General features: G+C 71.3%; 13 protein-coding genes and 1 pseudogene. 7 read left to right on the top strand and 7 right to left on the bottom strand.

Features of this window, described 5'->3' with window-relative positions; genetic code table 11:
- Window positions 1–35 precede the first annotated feature (35 nt).
- The 4 genes from ACWD10_RS10475 to ACWD10_RS10460 all read right to left on the bottom strand — a co-directional run bounded on the left by ACWD10_RS10475 (window position 36) and on the right by ACWD10_RS10460 (window position 6847).
- Entirely contained in the window at window positions 36–3860 is a 3825-nt protein-coding gene (locus ACWD10_RS10475) for a multifunctional oxoglutarate decarboxylase/oxoglutarate dehydrogenase thiamine pyrophosphate-binding subunit/dihydrolipoyllysine-residue succinyltransferase subunit (protein WP_451089113.1), read from the bottom strand.
- A gap of 313 nt (window positions 3861–4173) precedes the next feature.
- Window positions 4174–5301, bottom strand: a complete 1128-nt coding sequence (locus ACWD10_RS10470; protein ID WP_451089111.1) for a HAMP domain-containing sensor histidine kinase — start codon at window positions 5299–5301, stop codon at window positions 4174–4176.
- A complete protein-coding gene (locus ACWD10_RS10465) occupies window positions 5298–6035 on the bottom strand; it encodes a response regulator transcription factor (protein ID WP_451089108.1) in 738 nt (245 codons plus the stop codon). The genes ACWD10_RS10470 and ACWD10_RS10465 overlap by 4 nt, the downstream gene beginning before the upstream one ends.
- A 119-nt stretch (window positions 6036–6154) precedes the next feature.
- Window positions 6155–6847, bottom strand: coding sequence for a spermidine synthase (locus ACWD10_RS10460; protein ID WP_451089106.1), 693 nt, complete (start codon window positions 6845–6847; stop codon window positions 6155–6157).
- 210 nt (window positions 6848–7057) lie between these two features.
- Here ACWD10_RS10460 and ACWD10_RS10455 point away from each other — a divergent pair.
- Window positions 7058–7915, top strand: a pseudogene (locus ACWD10_RS10455) (rhomboid-like protein); the annotation flags it as partial.
- A gap of 115 nt (window positions 7916–8030) precedes the next feature.
- On the opposite strand, the gene ACWD10_RS10450 reads toward ACWD10_RS10455, so the two are convergent.
- Window positions 8031–8810 carry an SAM-dependent methyltransferase gene (locus ACWD10_RS10450; RefSeq protein ID WP_451089104.1) on the bottom strand — a complete coding sequence of 260 codons (780 nt, stop codon included), beginning with the start codon at window positions 8808–8810 and terminating at the stop codon, window positions 8031–8033.
- Window positions 8811–9013: 203 nt separating this feature from the next.
- Between ACWD10_RS10450 and lon the strand changes: the two genes are divergently transcribed.
- Complete coding sequence (gene lon, locus ACWD10_RS10445) at window positions 9014–11476, top strand: endopeptidase La (RefSeq protein ID WP_451089102.1); 2463 nt, start codon at window positions 9014–9016, stop codon at window positions 11474–11476.
- Between the two features lie 53 nt (window positions 11477–11529).
- Here the strand turns inward: lon and ACWD10_RS10440 are convergent, their stop codons facing one another.
- Entirely contained in the window at window positions 11530–12381 is an 852-nt protein-coding gene (locus ACWD10_RS10440; RefSeq protein ID WP_451089100.1) for a lysozyme, read from the bottom strand.
- Window positions 12382–12633: 252 nt separating this feature from the next.
- Here ACWD10_RS10440 and ACWD10_RS10435 point away from each other — a divergent pair, with 252 nt between their 5' ends.
- Window positions 12634–13140, top strand: coding sequence for a MarR family winged helix-turn-helix transcriptional regulator (locus ACWD10_RS10435; protein ID WP_451089098.1), 507 nt, complete (start codon window positions 12634–12636; stop codon window positions 13138–13140).
- 25 nt (window positions 13141–13165) lie between these two features.
- Here the strand turns inward: ACWD10_RS10435 and ACWD10_RS10430 are convergent, their stop codons facing one another.
- The gene (locus ACWD10_RS10430; RefSeq protein WP_451089096.1) at window positions 13166–14032 is read right to left on the bottom strand and encodes a hypothetical protein; all 867 of its coding nucleotides are present in this window, start codon (window positions 14030–14032) and stop codon (window positions 13166–13168) included.
- 424 nt (window positions 14033–14456) lie between these two features.
- Between ACWD10_RS10430 and ACWD10_RS10425 the strand changes: the two genes are divergently transcribed.
- From ACWD10_RS10425 to ACWD10_RS10410, 4 genes are read left to right on the top strand one after another with little or no spacing between them, the layout of a single operon-like run.
- Window positions 14457–17609, top strand: a complete 3153-nt coding sequence (locus ACWD10_RS10425; RefSeq protein WP_451089094.1) for a nitrate- and nitrite sensing domain-containing protein — start codon at window positions 14457–14459, stop codon at window positions 17607–17609.
- The gene (locus ACWD10_RS10420; RefSeq protein WP_451089092.1) at window positions 17606–18112 is read left to right on the top strand and encodes a roadblock/LC7 domain-containing protein; all 507 of its coding nucleotides are present in this window, start codon (window positions 17606–17608) and stop codon (window positions 18110–18112) included. The genes ACWD10_RS10425 and ACWD10_RS10420 overlap by 4 nt, the downstream gene beginning before the upstream one ends.
- On the top strand, window positions 18109–18516 hold the full coding sequence (locus ACWD10_RS10415) for a DUF742 domain-containing protein (protein ID WP_451089090.1): 408 nt from the start codon (window positions 18109–18111) through the stop codon (window positions 18514–18516). The genes ACWD10_RS10420 and ACWD10_RS10415 overlap by 4 nt, the downstream gene beginning before the upstream one ends.
- Window positions 18497–19162 carry a GTP-binding protein gene (locus ACWD10_RS10410; protein WP_451089088.1) on the top strand — a complete coding sequence of 222 codons (666 nt, stop codon included), beginning with the start codon at window positions 18497–18499 and terminating at the stop codon, window positions 19160–19162. The genes ACWD10_RS10415 and ACWD10_RS10410 overlap by 20 nt, the downstream gene beginning before the upstream one ends.
- Window positions 19163–19191 lie beyond the last annotated feature (29 nt).

The raw sequence follows: 19191 nt of genomic DNA, 5'->3' as shown, positions 1-19191 counted from the left end.
GGGTGCGGGCCCGTCCGCACAGTGCCGTCGGTGCGTTACGCCTCGAAGACCTCGCTCATAAGCTGGGCCTGCTCCTGCTCGTGGCGCTTCTTGGAGCCGACCGCCGGGGACGAGCCGTGCGGGCGCGAGATCCGGCGCAGGCGCTCGCCGTGCGGGATGTCGGCGCCGACCGCCAGGTCCAGGTGGTCGATCAGGTTGAGCGCGATGAAGGGCCAGGCACCCTGGTTCGCCGGCTCCTCCTGGGCCCACAGGTACTTCGCGGCGTTCGGGAACTTGCTGATCTCGTCCTGCAGTTCACGCCCCGGCAGCGGGTAGAGGCGCTCGATGCGGAGGATCGCCGTGTCCGTGATGCCGCGCTTCTGCCGCTCGGCGTCCAGCTCGTAGTAGAGCTTGCCGGAGCAGAAGACGACCTTGCGGACCGCCGCCGGGTCCACCGACTCGTCGCCGATGACCGGACGGAACCCGCCCGTCGTGAACTCCTCCGCCTTGGAGGCCGCGGCCTTGAGGCGCAGCATCCACTTCGGCGTGAAGACGACCAGCGGCTTGTGGTGCGGGTTGTGCACCTGCCACCGCAGGAGGTGGAAGTAGTTCGACGGCAGGGTCGGCATCGCGACCGTCATGTTGTTCTGCGCGCACAGCTGGAGGAACCGCTCGATCCGGGCCGAGGAGTGGTCCGGGCCCTGGCCCTCGTAGCCGTGCGGCAGGAGCAGCGTGACGCCGGAGGTCTGGCCCCACTTCTGCTCGGCCGAGGAGATGAACTCGTCCACGACCGTCTGCGCGCCGTTGACGAAGTCGCCGAACTGCGCCTCCCAGAGGACAAGCGACTCGGGGCGGGCCAGCGAGTAGCCGTACTCGAAGCCCATCGCCGCGTACTCGGAGAGCAGCGAGTCGTAGACGTTGTAGCGCGCCTGGTCCTCGGAGAGGTAGTTCAGCGGCGTGTAGTCCTCGTTGGTGTTCTGGTCGACGAGGACCGCGTGCCGCTGGCCGAAGGTGCCGCGGCGCGAGTCCTGACCGGCGAGCCGGACCGGGGTGCCCTCCATCAGGAGCGAACCGAAGGCGAGGGTCTCGCCCATGCCCCAGTCGATGGTGCCGTCCTCGACCATCGCGGCCCGGCGCTGGAGCTGCGGCATCAGGCGCGGGTGGACCGTGATGCGGTCGGGGATGTTGACCTGCGACTCGGCGATCCGCTTGACGACCTCGTCGCTGACGGCGGTGTTGAGCGAGACCGGGAAGTCGGCCTCCGGGTTCGGGACCTCGCCCTGCGGCGGGTGCGCGGTGGCCTCGCGGACCTCCGTGAACACCTTCTCCAGCTGGCCCTGGAAGTCCTGGAGCGCCTGCTCGGCCTCTTCCAGGGTGATGTCGCCGCGCCCGATCAGAGACTCGGTGTAGAGCTTGCGCACCGAGCGCTTCTTGTCGATCAGGCTGTACATCGCCGGGTTGGTGAACGACGGGTTGTCGGTCTCGTTGTGCCCGCGGCGGCGGTAGCAGAGCAGGTCGATGACCACGTCCTTGTTGAACGCCTGGCGGAACTCGAAGGCCAGCCGGGCGACGCGGACGACGGCCTCGGGGTCGTCGCCGTTGACGTGGAAGATCGGCGCCTCGATCATCCGGGCCACGTCGGTCGAGTACATCGACGAGCGCGCGGACTCCGGCGGGGCGGTGAAGCCGACCTGGTTGTTGATGATCACGTGCACGGTGCCGCCGGTGCGGTAGCCGCGCAGCTGCGACATGTTGAGGGTCTCGGCCACGACGCCCTGGCCCGCGAAGGCCGCGTCGCCGTGCAGCGCGATCGGCAGGACCGTGAAGTCCGTACCGCCCTTGTTGATGATGTCCTGCTTGGCGCGGGCGACGCCCTCCAGGACCGGGTCGACCGCCTCCAGGTGCGAGGGGTTGGCGGTGAGCGAGACCTTGATCTGCTCGCCGTCCAGGCCGGTGAAGGTGCCCTCGGCGCCCAGGTGGTACTTCACGTCGCCGGAGCCGTGCATCGACTTCGGGTCGAGGTTGCCCTCGAACTCGCGGAAGATCTGCGCGTACGACTTGCCGACGATGTTGGCGAGGACGTTGAGGCGGCCGCGGTGGGCCATACCGATGACGACCTCTTCCAGGCGCGACTCGGCGGCCGAGTCGATGACCGCGTCGAGCAGCGGGATGACGGACTCGCCGCCCTCCAGGGAGAACCGCTTCTGGCCGACGTACTTGGTCTGCAAGAAGGTCTCGAAGGCCTCCGCGGCGTTCAGGCGGCGCAGGATGCGCAGCTGCTCCTCGCGCTCCGGCTTGCCGCGCGGCCGCTCGATCCGGTCCTGAAGCCACTTGCGCTGCTTCGGGTCCTGGATGTGCATGTACTCGACGCCGGTGGTGCGGCAGTACGACTCGCGCAGGACGCCGAGGATGTCGCGGAGCTTCATCATCGACTGGCCCGCGAAGCCACCGACCGCGAACTCCCGCTCCAGGTCCCAGAGCGTCAGGCCGTGCTCGGTGATGTCCAGGTCCGGGTGCTTGCGCTGGCGGTACTCCAGCGGGTCGGTGTCGGCCATGACGTGGCCGCGGACCCGGTAGGAGTGGATGAGCTCGAAGACCCGGGCGGGCTTGGTGACGTCGTCGTCGTGCGAGGCGTCGATGTCCTTGAGCCAGCGGACCGGCTCGTACGGGATCCGCAGGGACTTGAAGATCTCGTCGTAGAACTCGTCCTCGCCGAGGAGGAGGTTCGCGACGACGCGCAGGAACTCGCCGGAGGCGGCGCCCTGGATGACCCGGTGGTCGTAGGTCGACGTGAGCGTCATGACCTTCGAGATGCCGAGCTTGTTCAGGGTGTCCTGGGAGGTGCCCTGGAACTCCGCCGGGTAGTCCATGGAGCCGACGCCCATGATCACGGACTGGCCGGGCATCAGGCGGGGCACGGAGTGGACGGTGCCGAGGCCACCGGGGTTGGTCAGGGAGACCGTGACGCCGGTGAAGTCGTCCATCGTCAGCTTGTTGTTGCGGGCGCGGCGGACGATGTCCTCGTAGGCCTGCCAGAACTCGAAGAAGTTCAGGGTCTCGGCCTTCTTGATGGCCGCTACCACCAGCTGCCGCTCACCGTTGGGCTTCACCAGGTCGATGGCGAGGCCCAGGTTGATGTGCTCCGGCTTGACCAGGGTCGGCTTGCCGTCCTTCTCCGCGAAGGAGTGGTTCATGGCCGGCATGGCCTTGATGGCCTGCACCATCGCGTACCCGATGAGGTGCGTGAAGGAGATCTTCCCGCCGCGGGCGCGCTTGAGGTGGTTGTTGATGACGATGCGGTTGTCGAACAGCAGCTTCACCGGGACGGCGCGCACGGACGTGGCCGTGGGCAGCTCCAGGGAGGCGTTCATGTTCTTCGCGACGGCGGCCGAGGGGCCACGCAGCGTCACGAGCTCCGGACCGGCCGGGGCCTCTTCGGCGTTGGCCGCGGGCTTCGCCTGGGCGGCCGCGGCGGCCCTCGGGGGAGCGGTCTTCGCGACCGGCTTCGCCGGGGCGGCGGGCGGGGCCTGCACCGCGGGCTGCGGCGGCGTCGGGGCCGGGGCCCCGGTGGGGGCCTCCACCTGCGTCGAGGCGGCTGCGGGAGCGCTCGGCGCGGCCGGGGCCGCTTCGGTGGTGACCACAGCCCCCGCGGCTGCGGCACCGGACTCCGTCGGTTCGGCCGAGGACGCCTTGGCGCCCGGCTTGTAGTCGGCGAAGAAGTCCCACCAGGCGCGGTCTACCGAATTCGGGTCCTGGAGGTACTGCTGATAGATCTCGTCGACGAGCCACTCGTTCGGACCAAATGCGGCAGCAGGGTTCTTCCCCTGCCCTTCTTGGTCGGTCGAGACGCTCGATGGGTTACTGGGGGACTGTGGCGACACGGCGGCAACCGCCCTCTTCCGCTTCACAAGGTGATGGACAGCGGGAATAAAGGCTACGCCTCCCAGGCCGAGAGGTGCAGACCGGGCGGGCCTTTGGTCGCGTAAGTCACATCGGATCCGGTGTTTCACCGCTGGAAATGGCGGGAAACAAGTGTGGTTCCGCCGTGACCGGGCATGACGGCCCGCGGTCGCGGCCCCACGACTGGACCCGGAGAGTCCGCTTCCCAGCTCGGGGGCACGTAATCCCCGCTTCAGGTTCGAGGGGTTCGAGGATCCTGTGCTTCCGCTTAGCACCCTACGTCAACGCGGAGCGTCAGGGGATTCCCGGAAGAGTGACCTGGATCCGGCAGCCCCGCTCGGATTCGGCCACGCCGATCCGGCCGCCGTGCAGATCGACCGCCCAGCGCGCGATGGCCAGGCCGAGCCCGGTGCCGCCGTCGCTGCCGGGCCCGTGCGGTTTGGCCGCGGTGCCCCGGTTGAACCGCTCGAAGACCCGGTGCCACTCCGACTCCGGGATGCCGGGCCCCTCGTCCTGGACCTCCAGGTCGAGCGACTCGGGCGTGGCACCGCGGCGGGCCCGCACCGTGACCCGGCCGTGCGGCGGGGAGTGCTTCACGGCGTTGTCGATCAGATTCGCCATCACCTGGTGCAGCCGCTCCACGTCCGCGTGCGCGGTCAGCTCCGGCGGCGAGACGTCGAGGTGCAGATGGACGTCGGTCCGCATGTGGCGGCCCGAGCCCGAGGGCATCCCGTCCTGCTGCGCGGCGGCGGTCCCGGAGAGCTGCGCCTCCTTCAGGACCCCGGACAGATAGGGCCACACCTCGAAGCGGCGGGCGTGCAGCGGTACGACCCCGTTGTCGAGCCGGGACAGATCGAGCAGCGTCTCCACCAGGCGGCCCAGGCGCTCGGTCTGCTTCAGGGCGGTGCGCATGGTCTCCGGGTCGGCCGGCGAGACGCCGTCGACCACGTTCTCCATGACGGCCCGCAGCGCGGCGATCGGGGTGCGCAGCTCGTGCGAGACATTCGCCACGAGCTCCTTGCGGTGCTGCTCCTGGGCCTCCAGCTCGTCGGCCATCCGGTTGATGGTGCTCGCCAGATCGCCGACCTCGTCGCGCCGCCCGGCGCCGCGCACCCGCCGGGTGTAGTCGCCGTGCGAGATGGAACGGGCGACGGTGTTCATCTCGTCGAGCGGGGCGGTCAGCGAGTGCGCGACGAACTGCGTGATGAGCAGCGTCGCGATCACCGAGAAGACCGTGATGAAGCGCAGCTCCGTCTCGGTGCGTACGGCGATCATCAGGAGCCCGGTGGTGATGAACACCGAGACGACCACCAGGGTCCCGAGCTTCGCCTTGATCGAGAACGGCCGGACGTCCTGGAGGCCCGGCAGGCCCAGGAACCCCTGCGCGTTCTTGCGCTGCGGCTCCCGCCAGGGACCGCTCATGGCGTCGGGGTCTCCAGGGCGTACCCGACCCCGTGCACCGTACGGATCCGCTCGGCGCCGATCTTCCGGCGCAGCGCCTTGATGTGGCTGTCGACCGTGCGGGTCCCGGAGGCGTCCGCCCAGTCCCACACCTCGGCGAGCAGCTGCTCGCGCGAGAGCACGGCACGCGGCGTATTGGCGAGGCAGACGAGCAGATCGAACTCGGTCGGCGTGAGATGGACGTCCTCGCTGCGGACCCGCACCCGGCGCTGTGCGTGGTCGATCTCCAGCTCGCCCAGGCGCAGGATCCCGCTGCGCGGGGTGGACGCGGCAAGCGCGGCCCGCTCCACGCGGCGAAGCAGCACGTGCACCCGGGCGGCCAGCTCCCGCATGGAGAACGGTTTGGTCATGTAGTCGTCGGCGCCGACGCCGAGGCCGACCAGCATGTCCGTCTCGTCGTCCCGCGCGGTCAGCATCAGGACCGGCACCGGCCGCTGGGCCTGCACCCGGCGACAGACCTCGAGGCCGTCGAAGCCCGGCAGCATGATGTCGAGGATGAGCAGGTCGGGCTGCCACGCCTCGGCGGTGTCGACGGCCGCGGGCCCGTCGGCCGCGGTCTGTACGAGAAACCCTTCGGCCCGCAGCCGGGCGGCGATGGCGTCGACGATCGTCGGGTCGTCCTCGACCACCAGGACCCGGCGCTGGGCACCCGGCGTGGGCGCCGTGCCGTTGTGGGAGGTGTGTGTTTGCTCCATCGCCCCGCCCCTGAAAATGCGCCTTGTTTGCGGTGAGTGAATCTGTCGTGAGGGATCTGTCGGAGGGTAGGAAGATCCCGGCTCAGGTGAGCAGCGTACGGGCAGTTACCGCGCCTCGGCTACGCAGCCCTGACGCCGAGATGGACCACGTCAGGGACGCCCCGGACAACGGGGATCTCCTCGGTACGGACCTGCTCGAATCCGGCATTCCGTAGAGCCCGCTCAAAACCGGCGGACGGCTGGGCGGACCAAATGGCCAGTACGCCACCGGAGTTGAGCCGTGCGGCGCAAGTGGCGAGACCCTCGGGGGAGTAGAGGCCCGCGTTGTCCTCGGTGACGGTCCAGTCGGGGCCGTTGTCGATATCCAGACAAAGTGCGTCGTACGGGCCCGAGTCGGGATCGTGGAGGTGGTCGAGGAGATCCGCGTGGACGATCCCGGTGCGCGGGTCGGCGAGCGCGGCGGCGGAGATTTCGCCGAGCGGCCCGTCCAGATGCCAGTCCACAATGGCTTGTTCTCGCTCTACGACGACGATCCGGCCCCAGCGCGGACCGGTTGAGGCGTGCGCGAGCGAGAAGCCGACGCCCAGGCCGCCGATGAGCACGCTGGGCGCGGCCCGCCGCTCGCCGAGCGCTTCGGCGGCGGCGTCGATGAGCAGGCGTTCGGAACGGCCGTCGGAAGTGTCCATGAGGAATGTCCCGTTGGCGATGATCTGAAGCAGGTCACCGTGGCGCCGCAGGACCACTTCGCCGTGGGGGCCGGTACGGCGGTCGAGGACGACGGGAGGTTCCGGGGTGTGGCGCGGGTCGAGCATGAGGGGCATTTTTCCTCAGGGCCGGGTCTTGCCGTAAGCGGTGGGGGACGCCGTGCGGGTCGGCGAGGTTGTCCGGGCGCCCGCGCTGTGGCGGACCTCATGGGCGCAGGGCCCGGATTGCACAGGTTCCGCACGTAGGGTCGGCCGAGGTGATCTGGACGGCTGGACGGCCGGACCGCCGACGGGACAGTCGACCGAGGAGGCGAGAGCGTGCGGACCAGCGCGACGACGCGGCGCCCCACGGGCGGTGCCGAGCCCCGGGGCAAGGACCGGGGGACCGGACCCGGCGGGGAGCGATCCGCCGGGGAGCGGGACGTCGGGCTGATCCCCGGGCAGGGGGCAGGGTCTGTGTCGGAGCGGATCCACGGGCAGGAGGCAGGACCTGCCTCACCTGCCTCGGAGCGGATCCCCGGGCCGGGACACGGCCGGACGCACGGCCCGGGGATCCGCTCCGAGGAGATCCCCGAACCGCACCACCCAAGCCCCTCCGGCCCCGTCACCCGCCGCGCCCGCAATGCCCGACGCCCCGGGCTCCTCTCCCGTCTCCTGCCCACCCCCCTCGGCACCCCCTTCACCTTCGGCTTCGCCGCCGTGCTCACCGCTACCTCGCTGTTCGCCGCGTACGCCGATCCGCAGGTGCTGGACACGGTGCTTCGCGGGTCGAGTACCGATGTCGCGCACCTGGTGAACGCCCCCGTGCTCGCGCTCGTCGCCAGTGCGCTGTGGATCGCGGGCGGGGTGACCTCGCCGTACGCCCTCGGGTTTCTGCTCGTCCTGACCGCCCTGGAGCGGCGGGTCGGCGGGCGGCGTACGGCCGGGGTGTTCCTGCTCGGACACGGTCTGGCCACGCTGCTCACCGAGCTCCCGGTCGGGCTTTGGGTCCTTGCCGACCGGCTGCCGGAGAGTTCCCTGCACCGGCTCGACTACGGGATCAGCTTCGGTGTCACGGCGTGTGTCGGGGCGCTCGCGGGGCTGCTTCCCCGGTGGCCGCGGTGGCTGCTGCTCGGCGGCGCGGGCGCGTACCTGGTCGACGACCTGCTCGCGCTCACCGACCCGCTGACGAACTGGGGACATCTGCTGTCCCTGCTCATCGGCGTGGCCACCTGGCCCCTGCTGCGAGGCCGGGGCCACAAGGCCACCGCCCGTGCATCTGCTGCTGCACCTGCTGCTGCTCCACCTGCGGCTACATCTGCTGCCGGAACAACGTGTGCGGCTCCGGCCGCGACGGCCGACGCAGGATCAGGGTCAGGAAACCGAGCGTGCCCCGGTAGCCGTGGAGCCACTCCGCGCGGTGCTGTTCGGCGGCCTTGAGGGCCTCGGCGCTCTCCGGGTGCTGCGGGTTCTCGAGGGCCCAGCGGGAGAGTGAGCCGGTCCAGGCCCACTCGTAGTCGTCCCATTCCTCGCGGGTGCTCACATGCCCCTGCACCGGAACCCAGCCGTCCCGCGCCACCAGGTCCACGGTCGTCCCCAGGTCCGCGAACTCGTCGGCCGCAAAGCCCACCTGGAGCGTCTCGGGACCGGGCTCGCGCTCCCAGAAGCCGTCGCCGACGATCAGGGTGCCGCTCGGCGCGAGGTGTCTGCGGGCCGCCTCCAGGGTGGGAAGCAGCCCGCCGAACGCGTGCGTCGCGCCGACGCAGAGCACCACGTCGTACTGGCTCCGCGCGTCGTACTCGGCGACATCCGCGTGGTGCAGCGCGACCTGCCCCGCAAGACCGGCCGCCGCGATCCGCTCCCGGCCGCGCTCCAGCGCGGGTTCGCTGAGGTCGACACCGTCGGCGCGCACCCCGGGTCGGTCCGCCGCGGCGCGGAGCAGCCAACTGCCCTCGCCGCAGCCGAGGTCGAGGACCCGCTCGTCACCACGCGGCAGCGCCTGTTCCAGAAGCCGGTCGACGCGGATCTCGTGCAGCGGGGCGGCGATGGGGTGGTCACGGTGAGCAAGACTGCTGATCATCTCTCGGTCCACGAGCAGCATCCTCGCCCACGCCCGCACCCGCGGGGAAGTGCCTCCGGCGGCGGAGCCTCCGGGAAGCCTCCGGGCAGGGCCGGCGTTCCCGAAGAACGCCCTGCTGCCGCCCGATCGCTCACAGCGAACGACCCTCGGGGAACATCTCCAGGCTCACAAGCATTGAGTCGGTATTGCTCAACTTGAATGCCGAAGGGGAGATCATGGCTAACGAGTCCACGGTGAACGCGTCGCTCAACCTGCCCGTGCTGCCGCTCGATGACGAGGTCGTGCTGCCCGGCATGGTCGTGCCCCTGGACCTGAACGATCCCGACGTACGAGCCGCGGTGGAGGCCGCGCAAGCCGCCGCCCCAACGGCAGGGGCCGCGCGAAGCGCGTCGATGAGGGGCGGTGGTCGGGAGACGGGCGGGCCCGGCAAGCCCAGGGTGCTGCTCGTCCCACGGATCGACGGGACGTACGCGGGCACCGGCGTCCTCGGCACCGTCGAGCAGGTGGGCCGGCTCGCCGACGGTGACCCGGGCGCCCTCATCAAGGGCCGCCGCCGCGTGAAGATCGGCGCGGGCACCACCGGACCCGGCGCCGCCCTGTGGGTGGAGGGCACCGAGGTCGACGAGACCGTGCCCGACCCGCTGCCCGGTGCCGTCGCCGAACTGGCCAAGGAGTACAAGGCACTCGCCACGAGCTGGCTGAAGAAGCGCGGCGCCTGGCAGGTCGTTGATCGCGTCCAGCAGATCGACGATGTATCCCAACTGGCCGACAACTCCGGGTACTCGCCGTTCCTGACCACCGAGCAGAAGGTCCAGCTCCTGGAGACCGCGGACCCGGTCGCCCGCCTCAAGCTCGCCGCCAAGCTGCTCAGCGACCACCTCGCCGAGCAGGACGTCGCGGAGTCCATCGCCAAGGACGTCCAGGAGGGCGTCGACAAGCAGCAGCGCGAGTTCCTGCTCCGCCGCCAGCTGGAGGCGGTACGCAAGGAGCTGCGCGAGCTCAACGGCGAGTCGGAGGGCGAGGAGTCGGATGACTACCGGGCCCGGGTCGAGGCCGCCGACCTGCCCGAGAAGGTGCGCGAGGCCGCGCTCAAGGAGGTCGACAAGCTGGAGCGGGCCAGCGACCAGTCGCCCGAGGGCTCCTGGATCCGCACCTGGCTGGACACCGTGCTCGAACTGCCGTGGAACGAGCGCAGTGAGGACGCGTACGACATCGAGGGCGCCAAGGCCGTCCTCGACGCCGAGCACTCCGGGCTCGACGACGTGAAGGAGCGGATCACCGAGTACCTGGCGGTCCGCAAGCGCCGCGAGGACCGGGGTCTGGGTGTCATCGGCGGGCGTCGCGGCGGCGCCGTGCTCGCGCTCGTCGGCCCGCCCGGCGTCGGCAAGACCTCGCTCGGCGAGTCCGTGGCGCACGCCATGGGGCGGAAGTTCGTGCGGGTCGCGCTCGGTGGCGTCCGGGACGAGGCGGAGATCCGCGGCCACCGGCGTACGTACGTGGGCGCGCTGCCCGGCCGAATCGTACGGGCGATCAAGGAGGCGGGTTCCATGAACCCGGTCGTCCTGCTCGACGAGATCGACAAGGTCGGCTCCGACTTCCGGGGCGACCCGGCCGCGGCCCTGCTCGAAGTGCTCGACCCGGCGCAGAACCACACCTTCCGCGACCACTACCTGGAGGTCGAACTCGACCTGAGCGACGTGGTGTTCCTGGCCACGGCGAACGTCCTCGAAGCCATCCCCGAGGCACTGCTCGACCGCATGGAGCTGGTCCGGCTCGACGGCTACACCGAGGACGAGAAGGTCGTCATCGCCCGCGACCACCTGGTCCCGCGCCAGCTGGACCGGGCCGGTCTGGACCGGGACGAGGTCACCCTCGACGAGTCGGCGCTGCGCAAGCTCGCGGGCGAGTACACCCGGGAAGCGGGCGTACGGAACCTGGAGCGGTCCGTGGCCCGGCTGCTCCGCAAGGTCGCGGCGCAGACCGAACTCGGTGAGCGCGAGCTGCCGTTCACCGTCCGGGACGAGGACCTGCGCGGCCTGATCGGGCGCCCGCACCACGTGCCCGAGTCCGCCCAGGACCCGGCCGAGCGGCGCACCGCCGTCCCCGGCGTGGCGACCGGGCTCGCGGTCACCGGGGCGGGCGGTGACGTGCTCTTCGTCGAGGCGTCCCTGGCCGACTCCGAGACCGGCGCCTCCGGCCTGACCCTGACCGGCCAGCTCGGCGACGTGATGAAGGAATCCGCGCAGATCGCCCTGAGCTTCCTGCGCTCGCGCGGCGCCGAACTGGAGCTTCCGGTCGGTGACCTGAAGGACCGGGGCGTGCACATCCACTTCCCGGCGGGCGCGGTCCCGAAGGACGGCCCGAGCGCGGGCATCACGATGACGACGGCCCTCGCCTCGCTGCTCTCCGGCCGCCTGGTCCGCACGGACGTGGCGATGACCGGCGAGGTGTCCCTGACCGGCCGCGTCCTGCCGATCGGCGGCGTCAAGCAGAAGCTGCTCGCCGCGCACCGCGCCGGGGTCACCACGGTGGTCATCCCGAAGCGGAACGAGGCGGACCTGGACGACGTACCGGCCGAGGTCCTGGACAAGCTCGACGTCCACGCGGTCACGGACGTCCGGCAGGTCCTGGAACTGGCGCTTGAGCCCGCGCAGTTGGAGGTCCCGGTCGCGGCGTAACTAGCGGCGCAACTAAAGGGGGTGGGCCCGAACGGCCCGCCCCCTTCCGGGGCCTAGCCGTTGGCCAGCGCCTTCAGCCGGTCGTACGCCCCGTTGAACTTGTTGTGGTCACCCACGATCGGCCCGGACGACGTGTACTGCCACATCGTGTAGTAGCTCCAGCCGTTCGGGAGCTCACCGGGCGAGGAGCTGTACCGGGCTATCCACAGCGGGTGGTTGGTCGCGAAGCCGCCGTAGTTGCCGGTGCACATCTTCCACCAGCTGGTGGAGGTGTAGATCACGGGATAGCGACCGGTGCGGTACTTGTACCGGTTCACGAAGTCCCAGATCCAGCTGCGCATCCCCGCGTGGCTCTTGCCGTAGCAGTCCGAGCCGTACGGGTTCCACTCGATGTCGAGCGCGCCCGGCAGCGTCTTGCCGTCTCGTGACCAGCCGCCGCCGCGGTTCACGAAGTAGTCGGCCTGCGCGGCCCCGCTCGTGGTGTTCGGCGTGGCGAAGTGGTACGCGCCACGGATCATGCCGATGTTGTACGAGCCGTTGTACTGCTGTGTGAAGTACCCGTTCTTGTAGTACGTCCCTTCGGTCGCCTTGACGTACGCCCACTTGACGCCGCGGTCCCACAGCGCCTTCCAGTTGACGTTGCCCTGATGGCTGGAGACGTCGACGCCCTCGGTCTGGACAGCGGCGACTTGGGGGTTGTCGGGCGGCAGCGGGCCCTGGCCGTCGTGCTCTATGACGCCCATGCCCATGTACGCGCTGCCGCGTGGGGGTAAGGCAGCGGTGCCATCGGCCGCCTGGGCGGTGCCGGGGTAGGCGAGGAGAAGGGAGAGGAGGGTGAGGAGGACGCCGGTCACGGTGAGACGTGAGCGGCTGAGAGTTCCGGATCCGGATCTGCGCACGGGCATATACGTGCCTCCGAAGGCGCCTCGGTGGTGCTCATGGGGGGAAATGGGGAGGGGTGTGGGGGTGGTGGCATGCCCGGAGACAGACTGGTCAGAGCCTGGTGTGAACATGCCACTGTCTTCTCTATGCCCGTAGACCGCAGGTCCGAACAGGGTCCGGTTGCTTCCGTTGGTCTACTCCTGCGAAATACTGGCCCAACTGCGGTAATGGTCCGCGGCCGGAAGAAACTTTCAGGAACGGGAAAGCGGCGTTTCATGGGTGCTGACGTGCACGAGAGCGGCGAGGGCCGCGCGGAGAGCGAACCGTCCCAGCCGGTGGCGGTCGGCGAGGACCAAGCATTCCTCGCCCTGGAGCGGGAGTTGACGGTCTTTCTGCGCCGGGCCCGTGCCTCGTCCGGCGAGATGGCCCGCGCCGTCCACCCGGACCTCGAACCCGCCGCGTACGGCCTGCTCGTACGCCTGGAGGAGGCGGGACCGCAGCGCGCCACCGAGCTCGCCGCGTACATCGGCGTCGGCAAGGCGACGATGAGCCGTCAACTCCGCGCCCTGGAAGAGCTCGGTCTGGTGACCCGCACCCCGGACCCGGCCGACGGCCGCGCCTTCCTGCTCCGCCTCACGGAAGAGGGCCGCGCCCGCTACCGCACGGTCCGCGACGCCCGCCGCGAGCGCTACGTCCGCCGCCTGGCCGACTGGGACCGTGGCGAGGTGGCGGAACTGGCCCGGCTGCTCGGCCAGTTGAACGCGCGGGCCTCCGACGACTGAGGCCCGGCCAAGGACGTACGCCGGTTCAGAACTCCACGTACACCACGGCCGCGTCGTCATGCGCCTTCCCCCGGAACGCCGACCCCGGCCCCGGCCCCGACCCCGCCCGCGCAGTCTCCAACTTGCGTACCCGGTCGATCAGGCCCTGCGGCCCCTCGTCCCGTACCACCGCGAGGCAGTCCCGCCAGGAACCCTCCCGGAACATCTCCACCCACCGCCCGGCCCCGTCCGTCAGCGCCGCCACCGTCCGTACCGCCGCCCGGTCGAGTGATCCGGCGACGGCCCGCTCCGCGACCCCCGGGTCGGCCGCGGCCGTGAAGAACGCGCCGTCCGTATCCGCCGCGTTGCGCAGCGCCTCCACCGCCGCGACGTACTCCCGCGCCGCGGCCGCGCGTTCGGGCGAGCCGGGCGGCAGCGCGCGGGCCGTGGCGCGCAGCGTGGTGACCGCCGGGGGTAGGTGGTCGAGCCGGTCGTCGAGCACCGGCGTCACCGTGCCGTTCGGTGCCTCGAACAGCAACACCGAGTCGGACAGGACCAGATACTCCACGCGCGACTCGTCCCAGCGCGCGAGGACGACGGTTGCCTGTGGCGTACGCGCGTGAGAAAGGTCACAGGTTCGGCCATGCGCGTCGGCGGTCCTCCCGATCGCCTCCGCGAGGACTTCACGCAGCGTCAGATGTCGGTGTGAAACGGACAGTTCTCCCAGTGCGCCGCCGAGCCGCGCCGTGAACCAGGGGACCGAATGCCGACAGCCGTAGTCCGCGTCCGGCGGCGTCACGCCGTCGAGCAGGACGAGGGAACCGCCCTTGCCGGATGCGGGGAGCGCGACCGAAGCGTAGTCCTCATTGGGGCGTTCCGGGTCGCCGGGTTCGGTGGCGAGTTCAACACGCATTCGGCCAGTCTGCACGAGGCCTTCACAGACCGTGTCAGGGTGCCGGTACCGGGGCGGCGCGCCGCATTTCGGGCGGATCGCGGGGCTCCGGAAGGCGCGGGCGGGGCATCTTGCCAAAGCGGGCCCGGCCCGTCCAACCGGCGCTCCACGCGCGGTCGATGCGTATGCCCGCGAGACTTGATCGGCTAACCCGGCCGAGGTTCACTCCTTCCGGTGGCCCGCTGGGCGAGGGGCGATCGCTGCTCCACCACACTGGAAGGGTCATGAGCCATGAGTCCGTGGCATACACGGACATTCGTGTCGCATGGCCATGAGTCGTACCAGTCGTACCAGGGGACGCACGAGCCGTACCAGGGCGCCCGTGCAGGCCGCGAGGCCGCGCGGCACCCGGGCTTCGTGCGGCCGAGGAACGAGAACATCAAGAATGCGAGCACCGGTGCAGATGAAGCGGCCTCGGGGCAAGGGCACGGACGGCGCCTTGGGGGCGTCGCGGTCCGGAGCTGGTGACGGTGCGGCCCGCGGCGAGCCCGCCGGTGGGCCCGGTGGCGCGGCCGACGGGGCGACCCCGGCCGGACGCCGGGTGCGGGTGCGCAGCCGGCTCGTCATCGCCGTCGCCGTGGTGGCGGCCGCGATCGGCGCCGCGGGAGCGCCCGCGATCTTCGCGGCCTCGGCCCAACTGGCCGACTCCCAGGAACTGGTGACCCGCGCCGAGCTCACCAAGGACGCCGTCTCGCTCGCCCACTCGCTCTCCGACGAGCGCGACGAGGTCACCGCGTACATCGCCGCCGGGCGCCCCCGTGGCCAGGGGCCCGCCGACAGCACGGCCGACCGCAAGACCCGCGTGGACCGGCAGATCGCGGAGCTGCGCGCCGAGGCGCCGGGCGGGCTGCGCAAGGACCTGGACGCGCTCGCGGACGTACGCCGTGAGGCCCGTACCGGCACGGGATCCGCGACCGACGCCCACGAGGCGTACACCGACGCCATAGGCGAACTGCACGCGCTCGCCGAGCGCCTGGCCGGCGAGCTGCCGCCGCGCGCCGGTGCGGGCGCCCGCGCCCTCGCCGACCTGGACCGCGCCGTCGAGCAGGCCGCCGCGACCCGCGGCCTGCTGCTCGCCGCGCTCGCCGTGCCAAGGGACCCCGCCCCGGCCATCGACCCGATCACCGGCCTGCCGCAGGCCGGTGCGCCGAGCCCGAACACGAAGCTCCGGGACGGCCTGAGCGCCGCCGCGCAGCAGGCCCGGGTCCGCGAACAGGCCGCGCTCGCCGACTTCGAGCGCGACGCCACCGACGCCGACCTGGCCAAGCTGCGCTCCACGGTCACCGGACCCGAGGTCGACCGCGCCGTGCGCTACCTGGCCCGGCTCACCGACCAGTCGACCCTCTCGGCCACCGAACAGGGCTACCAGCGCACCTCCGTGGCCGCCGCGCTCTCCGCCCGCGTCGAGCAGATGCGCAGCGTCGAGAACACCCTCGCGACGGACCGCATCGAGCACCTCTCCCAGCTCCGCGACGACGACGTCACCACGCTCGAACTCCGGATCGCGTACGCCGCCGCCCTGCTGCTGCTCGCCGTCGGCATCGCCACGGCCGTCGCCCGCACGCTCACCCGCCCGCTCGCGGTGCTCCGCCTGGGCACGGCGAGGCTCGCCGAGGCCGCCACCGCGGACCCGGCGGACAAGGCCACTGCCACCGACTCGGAGGCGGACGCCGCCGAGCGGGACGGGGCCGACGAGCCGATCCGGTTCACCGGCCGTAACGACGAGTTCGCCGCGGTCGTACGGTCCGTCAACGCCCTGCACGAGCACGCCAAGAAGCTGCGGGACCGGCAGGCCGTACTCGAAGGCGACCGCAAGCACCTGATCGGCCAGCGCGAGAAGCTCGCCGACGAGCGCGAGCAACTGCGCGCGGAACTCGCCGAGTCCGCCGCCCGCCTGCGCCGCACCCGGGACGGCATCAGCGCCACCTTCGTCCAGCTGGCGCTGCGCACCCTCTCCCTGGTGGAGCGGCAGCTCGGCGTCATCGAGGGCCTGGAGGACCGCGAGCAGGACCCGGACCGCCTCGCCACCCTCTTCAAGCTCGACCACTTCGCCACCGTGATGCGCCGCCACAGCGAGAACCTCCTGGTCCTCGCCGGTGCCGAGCACCGCCACACGCACCCCGGTCCGATCCCGCTGATCGATGTGCTGCGCGCCGCGGTCAGCGAGATCGAGCGCTATGAGCGGGTACGGGTCGCCGCCCTGCCGCCGCACGCGCACCTCGCCGGGTTCGCGGCGGACGACATCAGCCACCTGGTCGCCGAACTCATGGAGAACGCCACGTCGTTCTCGCCGCCGGACGCCCAGGTCGAGGTCTCCGGCTGGCTCCTGGAGAGCGGCGAGGTGATGCTCTCGGTGCAGGACGAGGGCATAGGGATGACCGACGACCGGCTCCGCGAGCTCAACGCGCGCCTCGGCGAGTTCGAAACGGAGTGCGCGGCACACGAGTACGGCGACCGCCGCCAGGCCGACGGGGGCCTGGAGGACGGCCCGGCCCCCGAGTCCGGGCTCGGTCTCGGCCTGTACGTCGTCGCGCGGCTCGCCGGACGGTACGGCGCCCGGGTCCAGCTGCGCGAGCAGAAGCAGGGCGGCGTCGCCGCGGTCGTGGTGCTGCCCAAGGCCATCCTCGCCGCGGCGCCGCCCGACGCGGTCGCCGAGCAGCGCGGCGGCCCGGCGGCGGGGACGTCCGGCGTGCATCTGCCGGGCTTCGAGGCCGAGGCCAACTCCAATGTCCTGGACGGCCGTTCGGTCCGTACGGTCCCTTCGGCCGGTACGGAGCTGCCGCCCCCGGGTGACCCGCTGATCGACGCGGCGGAGGCGACGCTCCGGGCAGCGGATGCCGAGCCGCGCCACGCCGACGTACCGGGCCCGCGCGAGCCGCTCGACGTACCGGAGAGCCACGAGCCGCTCGACGTACCGGCGGCACGCGAGCCCGTCGACGTACCGGAAGAGCGCGAAGACCGCGATGGGCGAGAAGAGCGCGAAGACCTCGAAGAGCCCGAAGAGCAGCCACAGGAGCGGCCCGCCGCCCCGGCCGCCCCGGCCGAACGGCCCGCCGCCGGGACAAGCGAGTCGGACGCGACCGACGAGACGGGTGAGCGGGGTGCCACGGACGAGCCCGCCGCCGACCTGGCCACCGGCCGCGTCGCCGAGCCCGCCACCAACCTGGCCACCGACCTCGCCACCGAGCCCGCACTCGACCTCGCCGCCGAGCCCGCACCCGAGCTCTCCGCCGATCCCGACGAGCCCGCGGCCACCCACGAGCGCATCCCCGACGGTCAGCCGGAGCGGATCACCGACAAGGGGCTGCCCAAGCGGACGCCCAAGCTCGCGGCCCCCGGGCCCGCACCGGCCGCGCGCAAGGGCGCCGTGGACGCCGAGGCGCTGCGCCGTCGGCTCGGCGGCTTCCAGCGGGGCGCGGTCGAGGGCCGCCGCGACGTGGCCGCCGAGCTCGCCGAGGACGGCAGCGGCACCAACGAACGTGAACGTACAGGTGAGACCACGAACCAGGGGGATTCAACTGAGGAGGCACGTAGTTGACCGCGCCCAGTACGTCCAGTACGCCCAGTACTCCCGGCACTTACCGGCTGAGCAGCGAAGCCCGTAACCTGCACTGGCTGCTCACCAACCTCGTCGACGAAGTGCCCGACATCCTCTCGGTCGCCGTGGTGTCGTCGGACGGGCTCCTGCTGCTGTCCTCCGATCCCGGCCGGAACGCTGAGCCCGCCCAGCGGCAGCCCGAGGGGCCGAAGGGCTCGAGCGCCGACCTCGCCACGATCGTCTCCGGCATCGGCAGCCTCACCATCGGCGCCGCCAAGCTGATGGACAGCGGCGTCGTCAAGCAGACCGTGGTCGCCATGGAGGAGGGCAGCCTCTTCGTGATGACGATCAGCGACGGCTCACTGCTCGGCGTGCACGCCACACCGGACTGCGACATGAGTGTGGTCGCGTACCACATGGCGCTGTTCGTCGGCCGGGCCGGACATGTCCTCACCCCCGAACTCCGCAGTGAGCTGCGCCAGTCTCTGGAGAGTGCCCAGTGAGCCAGGCCCACGTGAGCAAGCTTCCGGTGCGCGGCGGCGACCGCAAACCTGCCCGCGTACGCCCTTACTCCCTGACCGGCGGCCGTACCCGCTTCGGCCACGTACTCCTGGTCGAGACCTTCGTGGCGGCCCTCGAGGCCCCCGAGGAGCGGCTCGAGCTGCCGAACGGCAGTCTGCACACCCGGGTGATGCCGGAGATGCGGGCGATCGTGGAGCTCTGCCGGCGGATGCGCACGGTCGCGGAGATCGCCGCGCTGTTGAAGATGCCGCTCGGCGTGGTCCGCGTGCTGCTCAGCGACCTCGCCGACCAGGGCAAGATCCGCGTGTACGGAACCGGTCGCGGCCCAGGACAGCCGGACCGCGCACTGCTTGAAAGGGTGCTGAGTGGACTCCGCCGTCTCTGACCTGCCGCCAGCCGGGCCGGGCCCGGTTATCGATGCCGCGACGGCCGCGGCCGCCGAAGAGGGCGCCCAGGCCTGGCAGAACGACCGCGACCGTGCCCCCATCGCCACCAAGATCGTGGTCGCGGGCGGCTTCGGCGTCGGCAAGACGACTTTCGTGGGCTCGGTCTCGGAGATCGCTCCACTGCAGACCGAGGCCCTGATGACCCGGGCGAGCGCCGACACCGGCGAGGACGACCTGGCCGCGACCCCGGAGAAGACCACGACCACGGTCGCGATGGACTTCGGCCGGATCACGCTCGACGACGACCTGGTGCTCTACCTGTTCGGTACGCCCGGGCAGCAGCGCTTCTGGTTCATGTGGGACGACCTGGTGCGCGGCGCGATCGGCGCGGTGGTGATGGCCGACACCCGGCGCCTCACCGACTGCTTCCCGGCGCTCGACTACTTCGAGAGCTGCGGGCTGCCGTACATGGTGGCCGTCAACCACTTCGAGGGCACCGAGAAGTTCGAGACCGAGGATGTGCGCGAGGCGCTGACGATACCGCCGCACATACCCGTGGTGATCATGGACGCGAGGCGCCGCATCACGGTCGTCGAGACCCTGCTGTCCCTCGTGGGCCACGCCCTCGACGCCACCCCCGAGTAGCGCGGGGTCACGTCCCCCAAGTACCCGCG

This window comes from Streptomyces sp. NPDC002851 (assembly GCF_053591935.1).
The sequence above is the reverse complement of the archived record's forward strand: the minus strand, read 5'-3'. Positions and strand labels throughout refer to the sequence as shown.